This is a genomic window from Vibrio sp. 10N.286.52.F8 (assembly GCF_041468745.1).
GTDB classification, from domain to species: Bacteria; Pseudomonadota; Gammaproteobacteria; order Enterobacterales; family Vibrionaceae; genus Vibrio; species Vibrio crassostreae_C.
Genome location: NZ_JBFRJF010000008.1, coordinates 43,387 through 67,836, shown reverse-complemented (window position 1 = coordinate 67,836; position 24,450 = coordinate 43,387). Strand labels below are relative to the sequence as shown.

The following is a 24,450-nucleotide window of genomic DNA, read 5'->3' as shown; positions in this document are numbered from 1 at the left end:
ACCATGAAATCATACAAACCAATGGATGATCATTATGGATGCTGAGTTATTAGAGATTCAAAACTTTCTGGCACAATACCCCCCTTTCACAGAACTCCCTGAGGAGATGTTGGCGAAAGTGACCAGTAGCGTGGAAATTTCTTATTACCGCCAAGATACCCCTATCATTCACTTTGGTGATCAAATTCATGACTTATACATCGTTCGAAGTGGCGAAGTCGAAGTCTACCGCCGTAAAGGCGAACTCTATAACCGCCTGGATGAAGGCCACTTGTTCGGTCAAATGGGCCTACTGACCAACAACAAGGTGCGTTTCCCAGTTAAAGCCACCGAAGATACCCTGCTTTACTGTATTCCTGAGCCTATCTTCCAAGAGCTCTACGACAACTACGACTCCTTTGCCGATTTCGTAGAAGTAGAAGATAACGCGCGACTGCGCCAAGCCAACTCAGACAGCAACGACGCTAACGACTTAACGACATCCAAGGTTAAAACGCTGCTGACCAGCGAAGCACCAATGATCGAAAAAACGCGCACGATTCAGCAAGCTGCGACCATGATGGCACAGGATAATGTTTCCTCTTTGTTGATCATCGACCCAGAAATCGTTGAAGATGATGAAGATGACTCAACACCCGTGATTGGCATCATCACCGACCGAGATTTATGTACTCGCGTTTTAGCTGAAGGGCTTGACCCATCGGATGAAGTCTCTAGCGTAATGACACCTGAGGTTATCTCACTCGACCACAATGCCTATGTATATGAAGCAATGATGACCATGCTTCGCTACAACGTTCACCACTTGCCAGTGCTTAAAGATAAGAAACCTATCGGTATTATCGAAGCGACCGATATTGTTCGCTACGAGTCTCAAAACTCACTGTTATTGGTAAGCAGCATCTTCCAGCAGCAAAGCATTGAAGATCTTAAAGTACTTTCTGAACAAGTAAAAGACAGCTTTGTCCGCTTGGTTAACGAAGATGCCAACGCACACATGGTGGGTACCGCAATGTCGGTAATCGGCCGTAGCTTTAAGCAACGTATTATTGAGCTAGGCGAAGAGAAATTAGGTAAAGCGCCCATTCCTTATTGTTTCCTTGCACTCGGCTCGATGGGACGTGATGAGCAGCTGCTCGTTACTGACCAAGATAATGCCATTATTCTTGATGACACCTACGACGAGAAAAAACACGGCAAATACTTTGAGGAGCTGTCGACCTTTATTTGTGATGGCTTAGATCAGTGTGGCTATGTGTATTGTACTGGCGATATCATGGCGACTAACCCAACGTGGCGTATGACTCGTCGACAATGGGAAGAGTGCTTTGCCGATTGGATTGATGATCCAAACCCGAAAGCACTGTTAAATGCTTCAATCTTCTTCGACTTAGATGGCGTTTATGGTCGTCTGAAATGGGCCGAGCAATTGAACAGCTTTATTGTTCGACGCGCACGTAAGAACAATCGCTTCTTGGCGTGCCTTGCACGTAACGCACTCAACCGTACACCTCCGCTCGGCTTCTTCAAAGATTTCGTGATGGAGAAAGATGGCCGTCACAACAACTCTATCAACCTTAAGCGTCGTGGTACTGCGCCACTCGCCGATTTGATTCGTGTTCACTCGCTCGCGGTAGCGTCTCGCTCTAAGAACTCGTTCGAACGCTTAGATGACATTATTGACGCCGGTATTCTGCCAAAAGGCCGAGCTCAAGATTTGAAAGATGCGATGGAGTTTATCTCTCTGGTTCGTATTCGCCACCAAGCACACGATGTCGACAACAACATCGAGCCTGATAACAACATCGAGCCAGAGAACCTGTCTGACTTCGAACGACGTAACCTAAAGGATGCATTCCAAATATTAAGTAATGCGCAAAACTTCCTTAAGTTCCGTTATCAAGCCAGCAACAAGTTTAAGTAGGGCCTATGAACAAACTATTCAGATCACCTGCGGTCGATTGGCCATTTAAGTTTGCTCAGAAGCTTGAACGAGCGAGAGACGAGCGCTTAAAGCACTTTTATAGCCAGCCTCTTCCTGCGCCTGATACGCCACTTTCAGAAGTGATGTTTTTGGCTGTCGACTTTGAGACAACGGGGTTAAACCCAAACAAAGACGGCATCATTACCATTGGTTTAGTGCCATTTACGCTCAATCGCATCTACTTGCGACAAGCCAAACACTGGACTCTAAGACCAAAACAGAAACTTGAAGAAGAGTCTGTCGTGATTCATGGCATCACTCACAATGACATCATTGATGCGCCAGACCTTAGCGAAGTGTTGGGCGAGATCTTAGAATCAATGGCGGGACATATCCCTGTGGTTCACTATCGTCGTATCGAACGTGACTTTTTGGACAATGCATTGAAAGTGCGACTCGGTGAAGGCATTGAGTTCCCAGTCCTCGACACGCTGGAGATTGAATCTCAGATCCAAAATAAACTGGCTGGCGGCTTGTGGAACAAGCTGAAAGGTAAGAAGCCAGCTTCAGTGAGACTGGGTCAGAGTCGTCGTCGATACCATCTGCCCGACTACACGCCGCATCATGCATTAACTGACGCTATTGCGACCGCTGAGCTACTCCAAGCGCAAATTGCTCATCACTTTGACTCTGAGATGCCTCTGAAGAGTTTCTGGCTCTAGCTGAGTTACGTAAGCTAAATACAAACACAAAGCCCATCAACTTCCATTGGTGGGCTTTTTCATTTTTATCGTCTGTGTTTAAGCAACGGTTGGCCCGACTAAGCGCATTTCCCATAAGCGTTTAAACATATTATAACGTCACACCCCAGCAGTTCCGCTCTAATGGGCGTCGAAAATCGTGATCGCTATTTGTCAGCGCGATTGGCATTATTACTTCCCAACCACAGACAACGTTTGGTAATAAAGACGCTTTTGCTGATACATATTCTCATCAGCGACTGAGAACAATTGCTCAACGTCTGTTGAATCACTAGAGGCTGCACCAATCGAGAATCTGACAGGAATAGAGATACCCGCTTTAGTCTCGATTGCCTGTTGCTCCTGAGCAATGTACAACTGCTCAGTCATCTTTGCGACATTGAGCGAACTCGACTCACCAGACGTTAAGGTAAGCACCGCAAATTCATCTCCACCCAAACGGTATAGATTACTGGCAGGTGTCAATTCGTGGCTGATTACGTCTACGCAGCGCTGTATCAGCTCATCCCCGATCTCATGCCCATGAACATCATTGGTCGTTTTCAAGCCATTGATATCAATAATGATCAAAGAAATCTGATTTTGATTGTCGTTAATGCTGCGTTTACTGAATTCGAGATCTTCATTAAAAGCTTTACGATTCAAACAGCCAGTCGACATGTTAATCCGTGTAATATTTTCGAGCTCTAGCCAACCAGCTAACTGTTTTTGGTACATGTCAAAAATCAGAAGATCTTCTTCACTGAGGACATCAAATGAACTTGAACAAAAATACCCGATCGCCGTCCCCTGTGAGTCACAGAGTATCAGGTCAGCCTCGCCAGTCCGGTTAAAATGAAACTGAATCGAATGTTGAACAAGTAATGTCTTTAACTCTTGATCGACCATTTGAGGAATCAACCGATATTCAGCCGCGTGTCTTGATGATGCAAACTGAACGATCTTCAAAAGACGATGCTTCTGGGATTCTTCACGCGCGAGCGAATACGTTAACTTGCTGGTTTTCTCTTCGACTAAGTCCTCTAGCAGAACATTAAACCTTTCGAGTTTATCGTTACTTTCTGTAAGCTCACGGACTTGGTATTGTATGCGACCCCACAAGGTTTCCAATAAACGACTCAGCGTGACGAACTCTGTAAAACGATGTTCATCCACACTATGAGTCGGTGACTGGTTATGCGAATACGACGTAACAGATTCAGCCAACAGGTTTAACTGCCCTGAGAACCAGCGGCTTAGGAACAGAGCAAACACAATCGCGATGGCAAGCGTCGCCACCAATATTCTGACAAAGACCACCTGAGCTTGTTGCATCTCTAATAAACGCTCACTGTCGGAAATATGATGTTTGACGTTCAGTACCAATTTGTCGGTAAAGAATGTGCTGTCGATAGAGATAATGTTCGCACTTTGTTCAGAAGATTGAGCATCCGTTGAATCAATATAGTTAAACTCAACCGACTCATTTTGATAAAGGAAAGGCGTCACTTTAGTCTTAAGTCTGTCATACCCCATAAGAACCACAAGATAACCCTGCGGCGTGTATGTAGAACCTTCTATCAAACGATAAGGTAAAATCGGCGCGACAAAAGCGATACCTGCAGCGGCATTATCCGCCACTTCAGTTTCGGTAAACTCGGTGTGGAACAATTTCCCTTGCCCATAAACCGATTGAGGACGCTTCAAGCTTTCTAATAACTGGCTCTGCTCAAAATGGTACAAGCTGCCTTTGCTGTCATAAATGGGCTTCCAGTTTTGGTCCAGAATATAAGTCGCGGACACACTCTCCGCTAGCGCATTGAAGCTATCCATCTTGTCCCAAACAACACTCGAGAAAAAGATATTACCACCCGCTTTAATCAATGATCGGTCATGCGAATACCATTGAGTTAGGCTCGCCGTCAGCTTAATTTGCTCTTGTACGGTTTGACGAATACCGGTCGTAGAGTTGTCCAGCTTGGTTTCTTTTTGCTCTAAAGAACTTTGGTTTTGTTTATTGAGAATCAACTGTCCCGCTAGGTAAACAGGAAGCATTGAGCAAGCCAGCAACACCAAGCCCATGGTGTATTTTAATGATAGCTTCAATCTCTTACCCTCATATTCGCCGAGTAATATTGAACAAAATCATTGTAAAACTTATGCAGTTCACTCTTTGGCATCCCTGACTTGTAACGCTGATACGCCCGAGCCGATGCCTCCCAAACGATCGCCATCTTGTAGTCACTCGACATCATTTGCGATGCTTGAAACTCATCGTACATATTTGAAAGTGTCTGGTTACCTTCCTCAACACGGCGTTGATTAACCTCATAAAACGGCGAAACCATGGCACTCGAGTGAGCTAAATAGGTGAAACTGTTTGATTGCAGGTATTGAACGACTTCTTTCAAAGCCAATTTCTTATCTGGGTTTTGCATGCCTTTTTCCGTGACAGCAAAAACCTTTGCGCCACTAAATGAAGACATACTTTCACCACGATAGGTCGGCAACGAATTGATGTACAAATCTCGACCAAAGGCGGCATCGAGTTCGCTGAACGCCCAATCACCGTCAATCAAAAACTCGACTTCCCCATTGATGAACCTCTGCCTCGCGCAAATATCGCTGCACGATGATTCGATGACTTTTTTCTGCTGCAACATGTCGATGAAATCAAAGATAGCAACTAACCCTTCACCATTAACATTCTTCGACGATAATAAGTCTTCAGAAAAAAGCTGATAGAAAGCTAGATAGAAGTACATGTTTGGATTGGGAAAAAGCACGCTCACTTGATCGGACTGAGCAGAGCGTTCAATTAGGCTCTCCCATGTCACGACTTGCGCTTGAGGCTTGCTCGAATACAGAACGACTTGGTTTCCAATACCAACCGGTAACGCCTTAAGCTCACCGTTGATGACCACTGCATCAAGCGCTTTTTTCTCATAGCGTTGGGTATCGACCCAAGCATCAGGAAGCGTCGCTAAATCGATATATTCAGTTAGACCTAAGAAGTCAGAAGGAACCCAGATGGCGTCGGGAAAGGTATTGTCTCTAGGATCAGCAACAAGCAGTTCAGAACGAATACTGTTGACGTCAAACGAACGAATTTCTACACGATGATCAGTCATCGCTTCGATATGTTCTTTTACATAATCGGCCGTTTCATAATTAATACCAGCCCATATTTCAAGTGTGGACGAACAAGCAACGGCCGGAAATAGCATCGCAAATAGACTCAATAACCTCACACTTGGTTCCTTGTGGTAAAAATTAGACGTTGGATTTTAATCGCCCATCAATAAACCGGGCGATGCGGCTTATCGCTCACTGCTCATGATTAGAGACCTAGCTTTGGGCGACACGTTATATAGTAAAAAGTGCCTAAATAACAGTTGATACTCTCGCTTTAAGAGAAAGGTCTGCTCATTCTGATACATCCGTCATATCTCTGGATGACTGTTCTTACAATAAATCAACATACCATACCCTTTATTATTAACGACAAAAAAAATGCCGCAAAAGCGGCATCTATCTCGTTCGGTGCATTCGACACAATAAAAATCAAATAAGCAATTTATCAGTCAAAGCCCTATCATCGATTAAGCGTATTTCTCTTCGAAATCTTTCATGAAGCTAACCAGCGCTTGAACGCCTTCCAGAGACATTGCGTTGTAAAGTGAAGCTCTCATTCCACCTACTGCTCTATGGCCTTTCAGTGATTTCAGACCTGCAGCATCAGCCAATTCTAGGAACTTGCCATCTAACTCAGGTTTCGCCAGTTGGAACGGCACGTTCATTCTAGAACGGTTTGCAGTGTGAACATCGTTTTTGTAGAAAGCTGAGCTATCGATTGCATCGTAAAGCAGCGCTGCTTTCTCTTTGTTCACCAACTCCATCGCTTCAACGCCACCTTGAGCTTTCAGCCACTTGAACACAAGGCCTGATAGGTACCAAGCGTAGGTTGGTGGTGTGTTGAACATTGAGTCTTTTTCAGCAAGTACTTTGTAGTTCAGAATACTCGGCAACACGTCGTTTGCGAGTTCGAGTAGATCATCACGTACGATTGCAATGCAGATACCCGCAGGGCCGATATTCTTTTGCGCGCCCGCGTAGATAACACCGTACTGAGACACATCAATCTTACGAGACAGAATGTTAGATGACATATCCGCTACGATTGGCTTATCCGTTTGAGGAAGCTCGCTGATTTCAATACCATCGATGGTTTCATTCGGACAGAAATGTACATACGCAGCTTCCGGGTCAATTTTCCAATCTTTAGCTGGAACAACCGCTGCTTTACCATCAATTGACGTCTTCGCGTTGAATACATCGATTTCGCAATATTTGCTCGCTTCAGTCACTGCACTTTCTGCCCAGTAACCCGCATCAATGTAAGTCGCTTTCGTCGCATCACCTAAAAGGTTTAGAGGAACAGCAGCGAATTGAGCACGAGCGCCCCCCTGACAGAAAAGAACCTTGTAGTTGTCTGGGATGTTCAGAAGATCACGTAGGTCCTGTTCGGACTCGTCAGCAACTTGAATAAATTCCTTGCTGCGATGGCTGATTTCCATCACGGAAGTCCCTAAACCATTCCAATCAATAAAGTCCGCTTGCGCTTGTTTCATTACCGGTTTAGGCAGTGCAGCTGGGCCAGCACTGAAGTTGAATACGTTATCTAATGTAAGTTCCATGGGGATGATTGCTCCTGCTAAATAATAACTATGCAAGTAATACCATGTTTTACCCAACATAAAAACAACAAAAGAGGTCTTAAGACCTCTTTTGTTTTGTACCGTATAAAATGTTTAAGCTTAACCTGCTAAATCACCCTATCAGTATTCACGCCTGCTCTGTTTATTGAACAAAAACCGGCATAAGTAGAGCGATTAATGGAATTTCTTGTCCATTTTCGAACACTAGGTTTCCATTTTCTAAGTCAGCGCTGATTTCATAACCACTGTCTGTTTCCTTGATCATTTCCATCACAAGCAATTCATCGATACCTTCACGGATGAATGGATACTCTTCAACAAGTTCATTTGAGAAGCTAGAGTGAACGTTGCCCGTTAATGCAGGCATGATCATCGAAGGGTTGCTGCTGATGTTTTCGGTCCCTTCCGGCACGCTCACCAACCACTTAGATTCGAACTGTCCCTTACCTAACTCTAACGACATGTTGTTCATTGAAAGGTCGAAACCTTTAGCAAACAGGATATCGATAAATGGAATGATCTCTGCAACGTCTTCTTGCGTCATCACAGGATTAGATTGGTAAATCTCAAAGATTTTCTCAAACGACTCGCTATCCAACTTCGACATTTCAAAATCGACGTTTAGGTTGTTCAACTGGCCTTCACTGGTCTCGATATTTGCGATATCCAGCTTGAGGTTGCTGCGCAGACGCTTAGTTGCTTCATCTAGATGTGATTCAAAATCGTACTTAGAATTTTCAATGGTCATGAAAGGCTGCATTGCAGAATCTGAAACCAAGAAGCTATCGATAGTAAAATTCTGAGTACCTAACCAGTAGCCTTTCGCTTGTTGGCCTGAACCCACACCTTTCAGATTAGACAGCGTTACCTCTTCACCGGTTTCAAAATCAATTTGAACTGAAGGGATTGAAAGCTCGTAATCAACTTGGCCTAAAACAGTCGCATGGCCAGAAAGATTCGATTTAGTGATCGAGACCGAAGTCCCATTCTCATCAGAACCTTGGTGATTGAACTGGCTTAACTCAAAGTTAAAGTCAGTGTTGCCGTTTAGCTCAGTACTAGTGGTCAGAGTTAAAGGCAGAATATCGGTATTCTCAAACGTCGACAGTGCATTTAGACTCACCAAACCATGGCTAACCGCACTATTTATGACAAACTCACTCGGCAACCCATCAATCGCAAGTTGCTCTTTCAGGTTTTCATCCGTCACAGTTAAACGAGTGGTTACGTTGGAAGACAAGTAACCTCTATCGTATTCCACGATCTCAGCTTGAATGCTTGAATTGTTAAGCTTTGCAACGCCATCGGTAATCGCATTTTGTCCAATTTGCCCAACCGCTAGCGGCCAACAAAGTGCCAGTGAGATTGCTCCGCCAATAGCACCAATTTTTCTTAACTGTTCCATGAGTTCTCTTTCTACACGTGTCTGTTTTTTTTAGTCTAACCCATCAGTAGCAAACAAGAAACATTGAGTTAAATCAGTCTATTGCTCGATACTTCGATTGCCTCAATAAATTAACGGCTAGCTCTCATCCTTATTCGGCGGTTCTTGCTAGGCTAAAGACGTCGCTACTATTAAGGTTGAGCTGTGAATCAATACGCTGTTATCTGTTTGGACAATAATCCGGTTAGCATTGAAAGAATACGTTCGGAGCTGGCTCCGTTGGCTTCTGTATTCGATATTTATACTGCCGAGAACATAGAAGACGCACATCACGCATTAGAAGATATTCATGATCACAACCAAACCGTTGCCTTGGTGATCACTCATCATCATTCTGAATTTAATGGCGTGCAATTCCTGATTGAACTTCAACAGCTGCCCCATAGTAATACCGCAAGAACGATATTAGTCAGCGCTTCGTCAGACATTCAATCCATTTTAACCGCTGTGAATGAAGGTAGGCTCAACCACTGTTTAACCAAACCGGTTCAAGATCAGGTTCTGTTCAAATCAGCGCAAAAAGAGCTGACCTCTTTTGTTATCCAATACGACTCAGAAAACCTGCTCTCTTACAGCGATGCATTGGATCAACAACGCTTACTCAGAGCGCACATTGAGCAAAAGATTCACTCTTTCCAATCGGGTTTCATTCACGACTACCACCAGCTTTCTGATAATGCCCTTGCAGAACGTGTCGTCAGTGCCTTACAAGATGTGTTTTCAAAAGATGACAAAACTAAGGCCATTCGTGACTATTCCCCCGAGCATCTACTCACTGTGGAAGGCGAAGACAATCGCTTTTTATGGCTGATCATTGAGGGTGAAGCAGCTCTTTATAAGAAAGATGAACTTGGGCAACAGCGGGAAGTGGTACGTCACTCCAAAGGGAACATTGTTGGCGGGATGTCATTTGTAACAGGCGAGCCTTCGTTTTCTACGGCGATCACCCTAACGCAGACTCGCGTTATCAAACTGGATAAAGATAGCTTTGCTCAGGTGATGCATTCAAACAATACCCTGCTGCCTTTATTTACCAATCTATTGCTCCGTCATTTTAATCGACGTTTGCAACGCAGCATCACCAATAAGATCAAACTGCAGCAGACACTAGAATCATTAGAGTCTGCACATCAACAACTGATCGAGAAAGAGAAAATGGCGATGCTCGGGCAGCTAGTCGCGGGAGTCGCACATGAGCTGAATAACCCGATTGCTGCCATATTAAGAAGCATCGAAACTCTGTCAGACCATCTCGACCAAATATTGGCAAACCTATCCGTTCCAGAGTCCAATAAAGGGACTGACGTACTGGCACATTCAAAGTTAGCTAAGCCACTATCAACAGCCCAAGAAAGACAGCTCGTAAAGCATCTTACGTCGACGATTAATGACCGTGCTTTAGCAAAAAAAGCCGTGAGACTAAACCTAAGCCAAGACTCTACGGTTCTAAACACATTAAAGGCGTCCCCTGTCGCAGGCAAAGAGCTGCTCAATGACTTAGAGCATTACCATTATGTTGGAAACTCTATCCGCTCAATTCAAGTGTGCAGCAAGCGTATTGCCGATATGGTCAAAAGCTTAAAAAGCTATGCTAGAGAAGATGAAGAAGTTCGCCACTACACAGATATCCACGAAGGGCTTGAAGATACCTTAGTGATCTTCGAAAACAGGCTTAAACACCACCAACTCGAAAAGCATTACGATACCGACTTACCGCCTTTATTGTGCCAGTCGCTCTCGCTGCAACAAGTGTGGACCAACCTTATCTCCAATGCGCTCGATGCCCTATCTGAACGAGGAAAAGTGACCATCACCACTTCTCAACAGACAAAAGGCGACGACGCGTTTCTTGTGGTGCAAATCTCCGATACTGGCCACGGCATTGCCAAAGAAGACATCAACACCATTTTCAACCCAAATTTCACGACTAAAAAAGAAGGCAACTTTGGTTTAGGGATTGGGTTATCCATTTCTCAACAAATCGTTTCGGCTCATCAAGGGTTTATTTTGGTGGAGTCAGAGGTAGGCAGCCATACAAACATGCAAGTGTGGCTTCCATTCAAACAAGAAGGAGCACCTCATGAATAAGTACCTAATTTTATGTGTCGATGATGAACCTGAAGTTCTCAATAGTGTCCTTCAGGACTTGGCGATATTTGAAGAGAACTTTCTGGTTGAAGGTGCAGAGTCGGTCGATGAAGCCAAGCAAGTAATCAAAGAAATGGGACAAGATGGTATTAAGCTCGCGTTAATCTTATGCGACCACATCATGCCAGAAGAAACCGGCATTGATTTTCTGATCGAACTCAACCAACACGACGCTACTAAACCAACGCGTAAGCTGTTGCTCACCGGGCAAGCTGGGCTAGAAGATACCGTCACAGCCATTAACAACGCAGCACTTGATTTCTATATTTCAAAACCTTGGCAAGGCGACCAACTGAGAGACACGATTACTCAACAATTGACTGACTATGTCATTGCCAACGACAAGCAATTGCTTAACTGGACTTCGATCTTGGATACCGAGCGCATACTGACTTCAATGGCGGATAAACGCACCAGTTTTGGTGAATAGCACTGATTGGTTAATGGATACTGAGAATAGCGTCATCCGATATAAAAACCTTCCGAATGTATACAAATTTTGGATAATTCGCTCGTCTATTTTTCTCATTCGCCCTAAACATGAGATCTCCGTTACATACTGATCCTTAATTTGCTTGTTTTTTAACTAAATGAGTAAGGTTTTACATTTTAAAGGATTACTTTTCCGTGAGTTAGATTAAACTGTCTCAATGTTTATGGTTTGCCGATTTGTCTCAAACCAAAGGAATTAACACTAATATAGGTTTACGGTCGTTATGCGCAAAATTCTACTTACTACCGCTATGCTATTGGCTTCTGGTCAAGCACTAGCTGTTGATGAACAACCACAGGTAATGAGCAACTTTAACTATGATTACTTTGAAGCACGTATCGGTGCTAGCCCAGTAACATTTGGTGGTGCGTTCAGTAAGTCCATTCACCCGAACGCTCACGCTATAGCACGTATCGATTCAGAATTTGAAAGCGATTACGACTCAGCTGTAGGTCTTGGTTTCCACGCTCCATTAAACAACTGGGCAGACCTAACAGGTGAAATGCTAGCTCGTATCGTTCAACCTGAGAACTCAAGCTCTACTGATATCGGTATGGAAATCAACATTGGTGTTCGCCAATGGCTTGGTCCACAACTAGAAGTTGGTGGTAAAGGTGGTTACGTTTCTATCGATGACAACGATGATTGGACAGGTTCTGTTTACGCGCGTTTCCACTCTACAGAGCTTTTCTCTCTAGGCGCTGAAGCTCGTATTAACGACTTCTACGGTGACCAACTTATGTTCACTGCTCGCTTCAAGTACTGATACTTAAAGCCAAGCTAGCTCTTAACGAGCACTTAGCCTTTTGATACTTAGTCTTTTAAGAAATCCGACTAAGACAGAAACAAAAAAACCGAGGACATTCCTCGGTTTTTTTTATTGACAGTAATCTTAAGCATATAAGGCAAACTTCTTTAGTGGCAGCTCTTCAGTAATTGCTGCTTGCGTGGCTCTTGTAATAGTTTCCAGTGAATACCATCAATTGCACCCGCAAATTTCCAAAGTAGTTTTAGGTCAACATCGTTTCCGTACGCTTCGCGAACCTTATTAAACACTTCAGGTGCGCCCAACTGCATAAACATTGAAACATCATCCACACCCGCCTTTTTAACCATGCGCTCTAACGTAAGCTGCATGTTTGGTAGATCTCTTAATCTACGGCTAGCTGATGACTTCTTGAAGCTACGCTGCTGAATTGAATTATCGATTGAAGTACGAATAATACTATTCAATTCAGGATGTTCACAGGTAAACAGATCCGTAATGTCGTAATAGTTTACGGTTGCTGTTGTCTGCTTCTTTACATGACGATACTTTTCACAATCAAGATCGGTCAGTTTTTTATCTAATGATTTTCCACCTCTAATGAATAAACAACCTTCACTCAATAAAGCGAACATAGCGTCATTTTGAAAGAGGCCAATACCTCCGAACATAGAACGTTTTTGATGCTCACCAAATTGATTCACGTAATTAATAAATGCTGTCTCGGTCATATCCGTTGATCCTTAATCAAATTACCCCGATTAGGTTGATCACCAGACAAGCAGCTTGTTATGCGAAAATTTTAAATCTATTTTGTTATTCTATAGGTGAATATTATGGTTTCGTTTTTCACCTTTAAATAAATCATACTTCGAAAAGAAAAATAAGTCTGGACTTAGTTCACATCAATCAATTGAGCATTCCGGTTTTTCATGATTGACTTCACAGTAAACTATCAAACCATGCTTGAATTTGGACACCTAGTGATACACCGGTTCAAATTATTAAAGGTTATGTAGACGGGTGAGTATTGCCTCGCAGCATCGTGGCTTGTAAAATGGCAGGACAGACCTGTTTTTACTTTTTATATGAATCATTTATCGTTTTTCTGGCTACCTCAAAATAAGACTCTTCTCTTAAAGGGTCTAGAATCAGAGTTTGCCCAACTTGTTGGACATTCTATCTCAGCGGGAAAAATAACACTTCCTCCTATCCCTAACGTTGTACTGAAGATTCAATCGCTTTGTACCCTTGAATCAACTGGGATTGCTGACGTTGCCGAGTGCTTACTCGAAGACCCAGGCCTCGCTGCTATTGTCATTCGTGTGGCTAACTCTGTCGTCTTTAACCGACGTAATATTACTTGTGTTGATATTATGACGGCGGTGTCGCGCCTTGGCATATTAAGAGTACGTGACATCGTGACGGCTCAGGCTATTGAGCAACTCAAACACTCAGTCAACCTCAGTAAAGAATGTAATAAGGTATTGGTTCAGAGCGCTTCTGTATCAAAAGAGCTGGGCGCTACTATGGTGCTTGTTACCAACAGCTTCAAAGAGCTCTCCCCTACTGAATACCGTTACCTTGAGCATGAAAAATCGCTGCTTGTTGGATTACTGGCTGATATTGGTTTGTTCTGTTTGGTTAGCGAATACCACCTCTACCTCGAAAATGGCAATTACCTAGATCACGACATCGCTCTACAAATCTTCCAAGGCCAATGTTCTGCTACCAGTAAATTGGTGCTTAACCGTTGGGGCTTCGACAGCGACTTTATTGATGTGTGCAGCAATACCATCAATAACCACGAACAGCGTGAAGTCTCTTACTTAGATATCGCTCGAATCGCTAACCACCTGCTGATGTTCAGAAACAAGGATGAGAACATCGATGATCACGAAGTTGAACTTAACGTGACAGGTGCAGAGGTGCTTTATAAATTAAGCAACTTGAGCAAGCATGATTTTAATGCAAAGCTAAGCGACGTGATCAATACTAGCGGCTTCTAAGTCACTGTTAAATTACAAGTAAGTGTAATATGAAGTAAATGCAATGGGGAAAGCATGTTTACAGGGATGATCTTTATATTTGCGCCACTCGTCGTGGGGTATCTTTTTGCAATTTCGAACGCTCAGACATTAGAATTTATCAACCGCTCAACATCGCGGTTGATCTACGTGATTCTGGCGTTAATGGGACTAAGCTTAGCCGCCCTCGATAACCTAGGCAGTAACCTGCAGACAATCCTTCTATATACCGTCACTTTCTTTGTCTGCTTAAGCGTATGTAACCTAATGGCACTGCCCGCTATTGATAAGTTATTGCCACTCAAAACCGACAGTAGCAAGAAGAAGCTTCCCCTCTCTTCTATGGCGATGGAATCTGCAAAACTCATCTTAGTGGTAGGTTCAGGGCTAATCGCTGGCTTAGTGCTGCCTATTGGCCTTGATTGGGTTGATACCGCAAGCGAATGGATTCTGTTTGTTCTTCTATTCTTTATCGGCATTCAGCTGCGTAATAGCGGACTCACACTTCGTCAGATCTTACTCAACAAGCACGGTATGGTTATCGCAATCACCATTATCATCACCTCAATGTTAGGTGGTGTAATCGCGGCTTACATCCTAGATATCCCTCTGTTCAAAGCCTTGGCAATGTCTTCTGGATTTGGTTGGTACTCTCTGGCTGGTATCTTAATGGGTGACGCCTTTGGTCCTGTCTATGGTGGCGCTTCTTTCATGCTTGAGCTGTTAAGAGAGTTAGTTGCCTTGGTACTGATTCCAGTGCTAATTCGCAGCTACCCATGCACTTCCATTGGTTATGCTGGTGCGACTGCGATGGACTTCACCTTACCGGTCATTCAAACAACAGGCGGCGTTAGATGTGTGCCTATCGCTATCGTCAGTGGCTTTATCCTCAGTTTGCTTGTTCCGATATTGATGTTGTTCTTTGTATCTCTTGCTAACTAGATCGCAGGAATAGCGTTTGTTTTAGATTAGAATGCAACTCGAATACCAATGCCCAGACACCGATACAGTTACCGAAATAAAAAGACACTAAGTGTCATTGCTCAACAAATAACGATCACGGTAACCTGTAACGACAAAGTTATAAAAAGAATAAACTTACAAAAGGAACCACTATGAAACGCCTTTGCGTCGCATTACTGCTAGCTTCAACTTCTACTTTCTCTTTTGCAGCAGATTCAATGTCTGAGACAAACCAGTGCCAAGCAAAAAAATATGATGCGTACATCGACGCTTCTTTGAATTGGTATGCCGACCTTGCTGCATTAACCTCTGAGCAATATCCAGAGCTAACAGAAGTGAGTGAGTGGTTCCTAGAAGGTCGTAAGCACCACTTTGAGCTGAATCGTGCTGCGGTTAACTACTACCTTGTGAACGATTCAAGCAAAGTGGCAACAGAGCAACCTGTAGAAGGTTGGTTGCAACTTGAGCAACACGACATTAAAACGCTATCAACACGTGATGATGAGCTTGGTAAAATCGCGAAAACAACATTCGATGACCGCCAATCAACGCCTCACGCTCAAAACTACGAACTACGTTCTGCCTTTGCAGAGCTGCTTAGTCACCCTAAGCAAATCGACTCAGCGCTGCAGCGTTACAACCAGTCGATCAGTAAACTTGAAGCGATTAAGTGTAAATAACCCCGCATTTAATATGCTTTTTTGAGAAGTTGGATTTCATAATTAAGACGGGACATTGTTCCCGTTTTCGTTTAGATTGTCCCGCTCGCGTCAATATTAGAAAAATAACTCGCTTGCTATGGTTACGGAACAAAAAACAGCAGATGTTAGCTTCGACAGTCTTCTACGTATCTTCACGGTACCTGAAGGCCCAGATTCAACACTCACTCAAATTGAAGACAAACTTTCACGAAACCTGAATCAATTCTTACGTGAACATATTGTGGCTGAAGAAAAGCCGCTGCGTGAAATTGAGAAAGATTTTTCAAATGCTCATATCCCAGAGCAGCCTGAGTTTGTTTCTGAACATACTGAGCATCTCCTCGATTCTCTTGTGTCTCATTCGGTTCACACGTCTTCGCCAAGTTTTATTGGCCATATGACCTCTGCGTTGCCGTACTTCCTGATGCCGCTTTCAAAAATCATGATTGCGTTGAATCAGAATCTAGTAAAAATCGAGACCTCAAAAGCTTTCACTCCCCTAGAACGTCAAGTTCTGGGCATGTTACATCGCCTGATTTATCAAGATAGTGACCAGTTTTATTCTCGTTGGATGCACAGCGCAAACCACTCTTTAGGTGCGTTTTGTTCTGGCGGTACCATCGCGAACATTACAGCGCTCTGGGTTGCACGTAACAACGCACTAAAAGCGCAAGGTTCGTTCAAAGGTGTAGAAAAAGAAGGCCTGTTTAAAGCCATGAAGCACTACGACTACGAAGGCCTTGCCATCTTAGTCTCTGAACGTGGCCACTACTCTCTGAAAAAAGCCGCGGATGTCCTTGGTATTGGTCAAGAAGGTCTAGTGTCTGTTAAAACAGATAACGACAACCGTATTTGTACTGATGATTTAAGACTCAAGATCGAGCAGCTCAAGCAGAACAAGATCAAACCTTTCGCCGTCATTGGTGTGGCTGGTACAACCGAAACCGGTAATATCGACCCGCTAAGAGACATTGCTGAGGTGTGTGCCGAATCCGATTGTCATTTCCACGTTGATGCAGCTTGGGGCGGTGCGACTCTGATGTCTAACAATCATCGTCACCTACTTGATGGTATTGAACTGGCGGATTCAGTCACGATTGATGCGCATAAACAGCTTTATATCCCTATGGGTGCGGGTATGGTTCTGTTTAAGAAGCCAGATGCGATGACTGCGATTGAACATCATGCTCAATACATTCTTCGTAAAGGCTCAAAAGATTTAGGCAGCCATACGTTAGAAGGTTCTCGTTCAGGTATGGCAATGCTGGTTTACGCCGCAATGCACATCATTAGCCGCCCAGGTTATGAACTGCTGATCGACCAAAGCATCAACAAAGCGCGCTACTTTGCCGACCTAATTAAAGATCAGAGCGACTTCGAGCTGGTTTCAGAACCTGAGCTTTGCCTACTGACTTATCGCTATGTCCCTGAGTCAGTCAAAGCGGCACTGCTTAAAGCTGAGCCTGAACATCGTGTCGAACTGAATGAGTTGCTCAATGAGCTGACTAAGTTTATTCAGAAGAAGCAGCGTGAAACAGGTAAGTCTTTCGTGTCACGTACACGCTTAAACCCTGAAGCATGGGTACATCAGCCAATCATCGTTTTCCGCGTGGTATTAGCAAACCCACTAACAGGCAATGACATTCTTTCGTCAGTGCTTGAAGAACAGCGTGAGATCTCTAAACTAGCACCAAACTTGATGGGCAAAATAAACAAACTGGTTACGCAAATCAACGCATAGTCATTCAATTTTAGTTGCATCAAATTGAAAATTTCTTTCTTTTTGATGTAACTAAGCTGTCAGTTCATACCCATTTTGCATTCTTTTTGCTCAAACTCTCTTCCAATTCTGTAGTTTTCTAAAATTTTGTTGAGGTTTGTCATATTCTTAAGCATTCATGCCCTGTTTTTGTATTAGTAAATAGTATGTTGGGTTTATACTGACTCTATGGTGCTAGTTAGCTTGATATCTATTTGACGCAGCAGTATTTACGAAACCGAATATACATCGGCTTTGTGTTTACTGATATTTGCTTCAGCCATACCCCCTGGTAAAAGATATTAACTAGCAAGTTGTTCTCTATACCCTTGTGAACACTATGAATACATTAGAAAAAATACAAAAAAACCTGGAAAATTTCAGCAAGTCTGAGCGCAAGGTAGCCGAAGTAATTATGGCTTCCCCTCAAACTGCAATTCATTCTAGCATTGCTACCTTAGCTAAAATGGCTGACGTGAGTGAGCCTACAGTTAACCGCTTCTGTCGTCGATTAGACACAAAGGGCTTCCCTGACTTCAAACTTCACCTAGCTCAAAGCTTGGCAAACGGTACACCTTACGTGAACCGTAATGTTGAAGAAGATGATGGTCCAGATGCTTATACGCATAAGATTTTCGAATCAACTATGGCTTGTCTAGACGTTGCTAAAAACAGTCTAGACGCGATGCAAGTAAACCGTGCTGTTGACTTGCTGACTCAAGCAAAACGCATTTCGTTCTTCGGACTGGGTGCCTCTTCTGCTGTCGCCAAAGATGCTCAAAACAAGTTTATTCGTTTTAATATCCCAATCACATGTTTCGAAGACATCGTGATGCAACGAATGAGCTGCATTAACTGCAGTGATAACGACGTTATTGTTCTTATCTCTCATACTGGCCGCACTAAAAGCCAAGTTGAGATTGCAAACTTAGCGCGTGAAAACGGTGCGACAGTTATTGCTATCACAGCAAAAGATTCTCCACTGGATAAAGCGAGCTCGTTGTCTATTTCTCTGGATGTTCCAGAAGACACTGACGTTTACATGCCAATGGCAAGTCGCGTTGTTCAGATGACGGTTATCGATGTGCTAGCGACAGGCTTTACGCTACGTCGTGGTTCTGGTTTCAGAGAGAACCTAAAGCGCGTCAAAGAGTCACTTCGTGATTCACGTTACGAGAAGTACTCTCAGTTCTAATCTGCTTAGTCATGAACTGAAAACAGATGACCAGAGAACAAGTTGAATTAAAAAAACGGAGCCTAGAGCTCCGTTTTTATTTGTCTGTATAAAATGACTTATACAACGAACAAGTTTAAGACCGTTAGATAGTCCAACTATTGCCCTTCTCAACCACGCTGTTTTCGGACGCATAAGAATTGATAATGGTAAAGCTCGACTCGACAGCTGGCTCTTGCCCAATTTGATTCATTGAAGCTCCCTCATGATGCCCTTCTCTACAACTGCACTTCTCGCATACTTGCTTCAAAATATGCACGAGCCTCTCTTGGTTAAGCGGCAAAGGGTTTCCTTTAATCGCCACTGATTTGAGCGCGTCGGCAGACACCTCATCAAACTGGGCTTCACAGACACCAAATTCCAACAAGTTGGGTAACTTAAGCGTATCAAGCACTTCCGATAACCAAGAAATTGCCTCCTCTTCTATTGCTTCTACGTTACCTGTTACTATCTGAGCGATTCGCTGATAACGCGCTAGGATGTCGCTTCTTTGCTGCTCTTTTGCAACGGCTATGTTCTCCAACATCACAAACGGCGCTAAACGCGCGGTAATCACACTATGAGGCGCAGAAATCTTACCTCCTAGTGCGGAGGCTAAACCATGGGCTGCGCCAAGCTTGGCATTAGTTATCGCCATACCACCGAGCATAGAAGCGAAAGCAAGATCAGAACGCGCTTGAGGCTCATCATAAACACACGCTTTAACCACAGAACCACTCAACTTACGCAGCCCTTCTTCACAAATCATATCGGTTAACGGATTCGGTTGACCACACACGTAGGCTTCCATTAGATGAGTAAAGGCATCCATCGCACCTCGCCCAGATATATATAGATTGGTTCCATGAGTTAGGGTTGGGTCGACAATCGCAACGTCGGCCAGCATGTCTGGGCTTCTCAGGCTGATTTTTACTTGGTCTTGGCCTGATTTCAGCACCGCGTTTTTAGTGACCTCGGCGCCGGTACTCGCTGTGGTTGGAATTGCGATAAACGGAAGTGGTTTGGTTTTAAGAGGAACATTACGCCCGACCACTTCAACATAGTCATATAAATTGCCTTGATTAGGTAAAACCGCAGCCAACGCTTTGCCCATATCGATGGCGCTACCGCCCCCCATGGCGACAACCATATCTGGCTTAAATCGACGAGCAGAAATAGCCGCCTCTTCAACCATTTTGATATTAGGTTCACCGGAAACGGCAATGTGCTGATAACGCATACTCTGCGCATCAAGATAGTCAGTAACAATTGAAGTGCGCTCTAATGTATTGCCTGTAACCAATAGCACGCTGTAGCCATATTGATTAAAGAGAGACAATGAAGCGGAAAGTGCTCCATCACCAAAGATGATCTTTGTAGATGTCATAAATTGAAACATGGTGCCTCCTGCGCCTATGACCGAACAAAACTGCGAACTCTTGGTTAGTGGAATTTAGCCTTTATATAGTGCATCAGTATTAAGATGCCTCGTTCTGTATGCGCTTTTTTTGACGAGGTGCAACTTGTCGCATTAAAGATGGATTAATGTCGTATTCTTAGGGGTAATTCACACTCTTAAATTAAGGGTAATCAATCTGAATACCCATCAGAAATCAGCATGGATCCTTTTTGTGACCATTATTTGCTCTGATAGACAAAACCTATTGTATTAAGAGGTAATTCCATCTTTATTTCCCCATGGCATTGAGGCATAGTTGGTTTTATGAAATTTTGAGTGGCATTCACTAAAGAATAGTTAACATAATCGAGTTAACGAGCCTCATCCCGTATTTAGGAGAAATTAAATGTTTGTAGTTATTTTTGGTCGCCCTGCTTGCCCATTCTGTGTTCGTGCAAAAGAGCATGCTGAAACTCTTAAAGCTAAACGCGATGACTTCAACTACCGTTACGTTGACATCCACGCTGAAGGTATCAGCAAAGCTGATCTAGAGAAGACTGTTGGTAAACCTGTCGATACAGTTCCACAAATCTTCATCGACCAAGACCACATCGGCGGCTGCACAGAATTTGAAGCATACGCAAAAGAAAACCTAGGTCTTTTCGACTAAGCTAGGATTTCTCAAACGAGAATCAGGGCTAAAGCCTTAAACAGCTGACCCATTTAGGCGTTAGACTGTACGATTTATAGAAAGCCCGCTCACTGTAGCGGGCTTTTTTATGACCAGTTTTCATACGGAATAAGAATAAGGTCAAAATCAAGTAAATTAACAAAATATTGCTTATAATTTATTTATATTTAGATACAATTCACCTCTCAAACTTACCCTGTGTTCCACGCCAATTATTGAGCGACCACCGTGAATATCGACGTTGTTTTTCTGTTAGAACAAAACCCCATTCTCCTCATCTTTGTTGTTTTATCGATTGGATTAGCCATTGGTAAAATTCGTTTCGGTAGCCTCCAACTTGGTAATTCAATCGGTGTTTTGATTACTTCCCTTATCATGGGACATCTTGGCTTTTCTTTTAACGCAGATGCGCTCACCATTGGTTTCATGCTGTTCATCTACTGTGTTGGCATTGAAGCTGGACCAAACTTCTTCGGTATCTTCTTCAGAGACGGTAAGCACTACCTCATTCTGAGCCTTGTGGTACTTTCTACCGCAATTGCCCTAACCTATTTCAGTAGTCATTACCTTGGCCTAGGCTTTGGTTTATCTGCAGGCATGATGGCAGGTGCCTTAACAGCAACGCCGATATTGGTAGGTGCTCAAGATGCTCTGAATTCTGGGCTTGCAGAATTACCAAGAAACATGGACTTGAGCCTGATTATCGAAAACCTTTCAGTCGGTTACGCGATGGCTTACTTGGTTGGCTTAATCAGTATGATTATGTTTGCTCGCTTGATTCCAAAACTTCAAAAAGTGAACCTACACGACTCGGCAGAGCAAATCGCCCAAGAACGTGGGTTAGGCGCTTCAGGTCAGCGTAAGGTTTACTTGCCCATTATTCGTGCTTATCGAGTGGGACCAGAGCTCATCTCTTGGACTGACGGTAAGAATCTGCGTGAACTGGGCATCTATCGCCAAACAGGCTGTTACATCGAGCGTATTCGACGTAATGGTATTCTTGCCCATCCAGATGGTGATGCAATTCTGCAAGAAGGCGATGAGATCGCATTGGTTGGTTTCCCAGATAGCCACGCTCGTCTAGACCCAAGCTTCCGTAACGGTAAAGAAGTTTTCGACCGTAACCTTCTCGATCTGCGTATCGTGGAAGAAGAGATCGTCGTTAAGAGTGACAGTATCGCAGGTAAGCGCCTATCAGACTTAAACCTGTCTGAATACGGCTGTTTCCTTAACCGCGTAGTACGTGCTCAGATTGAAATGCCGATGGACTTAAACATCGTGCTTTCTAAAGGTGACGTCCTACAGGTGAGTGGTGAAAAGAGTCGAGTGCACGGCCTAGCTGAGAAAATTGGTTTCATCTCAATCCACAGCCAAATGGCGGATTTGATGGCCTTCTGTAGCTTCTTCATTTTGGGTATTTTGTTTGGTTTGATCACCATGACATTCGGTCAGGTATCGTTTGGGCTAGGTAACGCGGTTGGCCTGCTTCTATCGGGCATCATGCTTGGTTTCCTACGAGCGAACCACCCTACTTTCGGTTATGTGCCTCAAGGTGCTCTGAACATGGTCAAAGACCTCGGTTTGATGTTCTTTATGGTCGGTATCGGCTTGAGCGCCGGTGGTAAGATATTTGAGCACTTAACCCAAGTTGGCCCACAGGTAATAGGTATTGCCCTAGTAGTGAGTGTGCTGCCAGTATTCTTCGCTTACTTGGTTGGCGCTTACGTATTGAAGATGAACCGAGCTTTGTTGTTCGGTGCAATCATTGGCGCGCGAACTTGCGCTCCAGCGATGGACATCGTAAATGACCACGCTCGCTCAACGATTCCGGCTCTGGGTTATGCGGGTACTTATGCGATAGCCAATATATTGATGACCTTAGCAGGTACTTTCATCATCATAATTAGCTAGCATCTGCTGCATTAAAAGCAGCCAAGCTTAGATATTTCAAATGCACTAATTCACTTTGGGTTAGTGCATTTTTTATAACCTGTTTTAAGCGGTTCAAGCCTTCTTCCCCACTCCTGCTCTTAACTCTCTTCATCCCTTATTTCTACTCTTGTCCCCCTTCGAATCGCTGTAGCCGTATCCGCTCTTAAATCTCTTCGCATCCCGCCACTCGAATCCCATATCTGCTCTTAATCTCTTGAACCAAATAGCAGACAAAAAAATAGGCGCTCAATGAGCGCCTATTTCGTTTAGATTCGATAACTTGAATTAGATGTCAGCTACATCAAATTCAACAGCTGGGTTAACGTCAGCTTCGTAATCAACACCTTCAACACCGAAACCAAATAGCTTCAAGAACTCTTCTTTGTACTCTACGTAGTCAGTCAGTTCTTTTAGGTTCTCAGTTGTGATTTGAGGCCATAGGTTACGACAGTGATCTTGAATGTCTTCGCGAAGCTCAAGGTCATCTAGACGTAGACGGTTCACTTCATCCACTACTGGCGCGCTGCCGTCTTCTTTGTATAGACGTTGGCTGAACATACGGAAGATCTGTTCCATACAACCTTCGTGAATACCTTCTTCACGCATCTTCTTGAACACCATAGCGATGTAAAGAGGCATTACAGGGATTGCAGAACTTGCTTGAGTCACTACAGACTTAAGAACAGCAACGTTTGCAGTACCGCCAGTTTGGCCTAGCTTCTCGTTCAGCGCTGTCGCTGCACGGTCTAGATCCATCTTAGCTTTACCTAGTGCGCCATCCCAGTAGATTGGCCACGTTAGTTCAGTACCGATGTAGCTGTAAGCAACCGTCTTACAACCGTCCGCTAGAACACCAGCTTCAGAAAGAGCATTGATCCAAAGTTCCCAATCTTCACCGCCCATTACAGTAACAGTGTCTTTGATCTCTTCTTCAGTTGCAGGCTCTACGCTTGCTTCGATGATTGTGTCTTTGTTCGTATCAACCGCAGTTGACGTGTACGTTTCGCCGATAGGCTTTAGAGATGAACGAATTACTTCGCCAGTCTCTGGCATTTTACGCACTGGAGACGCCAGTGAGTATACAACCATATCGATTTGGCCTAGATCTTCTTTGATCAGGTCAATTGTTTTCTGTTTCGCCTCGTTAGAGAAAGCATCGCCGTTCAGGCTTTTTGAATATAGGCCTTCTTCTTTAGCAAACTTGTCGAACGCTGCTGAGTTGTAGAAACCAGCTGTGCCAGGCTTTTTCTCAGTACCGGCTTTCTCAAAGAAAACACCGATAGTTGAAGCGCCGCCACCAAATGCAGCCGCAATACGTGAAGACAAGCCGTAGCCACTTGAAGAGCCAACAACTAGTACACGTTTAGGTGCGTTTGCGATTGGGCCTTGAGCTTTTGTGTAAGCAATTTGTTCTTTTACATTAGCTTCACAACCGACTGGATGTGTTGTAGTACAGATGAATCCGCGAATTCGAGGTTTGATGATCATATTCAACTTCCTTAAAAAATCAGGTTAAGGATAAAAGTTTCGTA

Annotated in this window: 19 protein-coding genes; 12 read left to right on the top strand and 7 right to left on the bottom strand. The window is 43.8% G+C overall.

Annotated elements, in window-relative coordinates:
* The first annotated feature begins 34 nt into the window (after positions 1-34).
* Positions 35-1,924: a DUF294 nucleotidyltransferase-like domain-containing protein gene (locus AB4133_RS03615; protein ID WP_372052350.1), complete on the top strand. Its 1,890-nt coding sequence runs from the start codon at positions 35-37 to the stop codon at positions 1,922-1,924.
* A 5-nt stretch (positions 1,925-1,929) separates the two neighbouring features.
* On the top strand, positions 1,930-2,646 hold the full coding sequence (locus AB4133_RS03610; protein WP_017060409.1) for a 3'-5' exonuclease: 717 nt from the start codon (positions 1,930-1,932) through the stop codon (positions 2,644-2,646).
* 210 nt (positions 2,647-2,856) lie between these two features.
* Here the strand turns inward: AB4133_RS03610 and AB4133_RS03605 are convergent, their stop codons facing one another.
* The 4 genes from AB4133_RS03605 to AB4133_RS03590 all read right to left on the bottom strand — a co-directional run bounded on the left by AB4133_RS03605 (position 2,857) and on the right by AB4133_RS03590 (position 8,787).
* Positions 2,857-4,746 (bottom strand): GGDEF domain-containing protein, encoded by a 1,890-nt coding sequence (locus AB4133_RS03605; RefSeq protein ID WP_372223998.1) that lies wholly within the window; start codon positions 4,744-4,746, stop codon positions 2,857-2,859.
* Between the two features lie 20 nt (positions 4,747-4,766).
* On the bottom strand, positions 4,767-5,915 hold the full coding sequence (locus AB4133_RS03600) for an extracellular solute-binding protein (protein ID WP_029235305.1): 1,149 nt from the start codon (positions 5,913-5,915) through the stop codon (positions 4,767-4,769).
* Between the two features lie 351 nt (positions 5,916-6,266).
* Positions 6,267-7,361, bottom strand: coding sequence for a 3-phosphoserine/phosphohydroxythreonine transaminase (serC, locus tag AB4133_RS03595; RefSeq protein ID WP_017065411.1), 1,095 nt, complete (start codon positions 7,359-7,361; stop codon positions 6,267-6,269).
* Between the two features lie 163 nt (positions 7,362-7,524).
* Positions 7,525-8,787: a DUF945 family protein gene (locus tag AB4133_RS03590; protein WP_017060405.1), complete on the bottom strand. Its 1,263-nt coding sequence runs from the start codon at positions 8,785-8,787 to the stop codon at positions 7,525-7,527.
* A gap of 183 nt (positions 8,788-8,970) precedes the next feature.
* Here AB4133_RS03590 and AB4133_RS03585 point away from each other — a divergent pair, with 183 nt between their 5' ends.
* The 3 genes from AB4133_RS03585 to AB4133_RS03575 all read left to right on the top strand — a co-directional run bounded on the left by AB4133_RS03585 (position 8,971) and on the right by AB4133_RS03575 (position 12,233).
* Positions 8,971-10,914: an ATP-binding protein gene (locus AB4133_RS03585; protein ID WP_017060404.1), complete on the top strand. Its 1,944-nt coding sequence runs from the start codon at positions 8,971-8,973 to the stop codon at positions 10,912-10,914.
* The gene (locus AB4133_RS03580) at positions 10,907-11,404 is read left to right on the top strand and encodes a response regulator (protein ID WP_017065410.1); all 498 of its coding nucleotides are present in this window, start codon (positions 10,907-10,909) and stop codon (positions 11,402-11,404) included. Before AB4133_RS03585 ends, AB4133_RS03580 begins: the two co-directional genes overlap by 8 nt.
* 286 nt (positions 11,405-11,690) lie before the next feature.
* Positions 11,691-12,233 carry a hypothetical protein gene (locus AB4133_RS03575; protein ID WP_017065409.1) on the top strand — a complete coding sequence of 181 codons (543 nt, stop codon included), beginning with the start codon at positions 11,691-11,693 and terminating at the stop codon, positions 12,231-12,233.
* A gap of 149 nt (positions 12,234-12,382) precedes the next feature.
* Here AB4133_RS03575 and AB4133_RS03570 read toward each other — a convergent pair whose 3' ends face one another.
* A complete protein-coding gene (locus tag AB4133_RS03570; protein ID WP_372223983.1) occupies positions 12,383-12,964 on the bottom strand; it encodes a TfoX/Sxy family DNA transformation protein in 582 nt (193 codons plus the stop codon).
* Between the two features lie 357 nt (positions 12,965-13,321).
* Here AB4133_RS03570 and AB4133_RS03565 point away from each other — a divergent pair, with 357 nt between their 5' ends.
* The 5 genes from AB4133_RS03565 to AB4133_RS03545 all read left to right on the top strand — a co-directional run bounded on the left by AB4133_RS03565 (position 13,322) and on the right by AB4133_RS03545 (position 18,878).
* Complete coding sequence (locus AB4133_RS03565) at positions 13,322-14,242, top strand: HDOD domain-containing protein (protein ID WP_017066065.1); 921 nt, start codon at positions 13,322-13,324, stop codon at positions 14,240-14,242.
* 54 nt (positions 14,243-14,296) lie between these two features.
* Positions 14,297-15,202 carry a lysine exporter LysO family protein gene (locus tag AB4133_RS03560; protein ID WP_017071961.1) on the top strand — a complete coding sequence of 302 codons (906 nt, stop codon included), beginning with the start codon at positions 14,297-14,299 and terminating at the stop codon, positions 15,200-15,202.
* Positions 15,203-15,375: 173 nt separating this feature from the next.
* Positions 15,376-15,903: a hypothetical protein gene (locus AB4133_RS03555; protein WP_017065407.1), complete on the top strand. Its 528-nt coding sequence runs from the start codon at positions 15,376-15,378 to the stop codon at positions 15,901-15,903.
* Between the two features lie 118 nt (positions 15,904-16,021).
* Complete coding sequence (gene panP, locus AB4133_RS03550) at positions 16,022-17,665, top strand: pyridoxal-dependent aspartate 1-decarboxylase PanP (RefSeq protein ID WP_017060397.1); 1,644 nt, start codon at positions 16,022-16,024, stop codon at positions 17,663-17,665.
* 358 nt (positions 17,666-18,023) lie between these two features.
* Positions 18,024-18,878: a MurR/RpiR family transcriptional regulator gene (locus AB4133_RS03545; protein WP_004734686.1), complete on the top strand. Its 855-nt coding sequence runs from the start codon at positions 18,024-18,026 to the stop codon at positions 18,876-18,878.
* 124 nt (positions 18,879-19,002) lie between these two features.
* On the opposite strand, the gene AB4133_RS03540 is transcribed toward AB4133_RS03545, so the two are convergent.
* Positions 19,003-20,295, bottom strand: a complete 1,293-nt coding sequence (locus AB4133_RS03540) for an iron-containing alcohol dehydrogenase (RefSeq protein ID WP_372223982.1) — start codon at positions 20,293-20,295, stop codon at positions 19,003-19,005.
* Between the two features lie 406 nt (positions 20,296-20,701).
* Here AB4133_RS03540 and AB4133_RS03535 point away from each other — a divergent pair, with 406 nt between their 5' ends.
* On the top strand, positions 20,702-20,965 hold the full coding sequence (locus tag AB4133_RS03535; protein ID WP_009847069.1) for a GrxA family glutaredoxin: 264 nt from the start codon (positions 20,702-20,704) through the stop codon (positions 20,963-20,965).
* A 249-nt stretch (positions 20,966-21,214) separates the two neighbouring features.
* Positions 21,215-22,897, top strand: a complete 1,683-nt coding sequence (locus AB4133_RS03530) for an aspartate:alanine antiporter (RefSeq protein ID WP_017060395.1) — start codon at positions 21,215-21,217, stop codon at positions 22,895-22,897.
* A 306-nt stretch (positions 22,898-23,203) separates the two neighbouring features.
* Here AB4133_RS03530 and fabV read toward each other — a convergent pair whose 3' ends face one another.
* The gene (fabV, locus tag AB4133_RS03525) at positions 23,204-24,406 is read right to left on the bottom strand and encodes an enoyl-ACP reductase FabV (protein ID WP_372130089.1); all 1,203 of its coding nucleotides are present in this window, start codon (positions 24,404-24,406) and stop codon (positions 23,204-23,206) included.
* Positions 24,407-24,450: the final 44 nt, after the last annotated feature.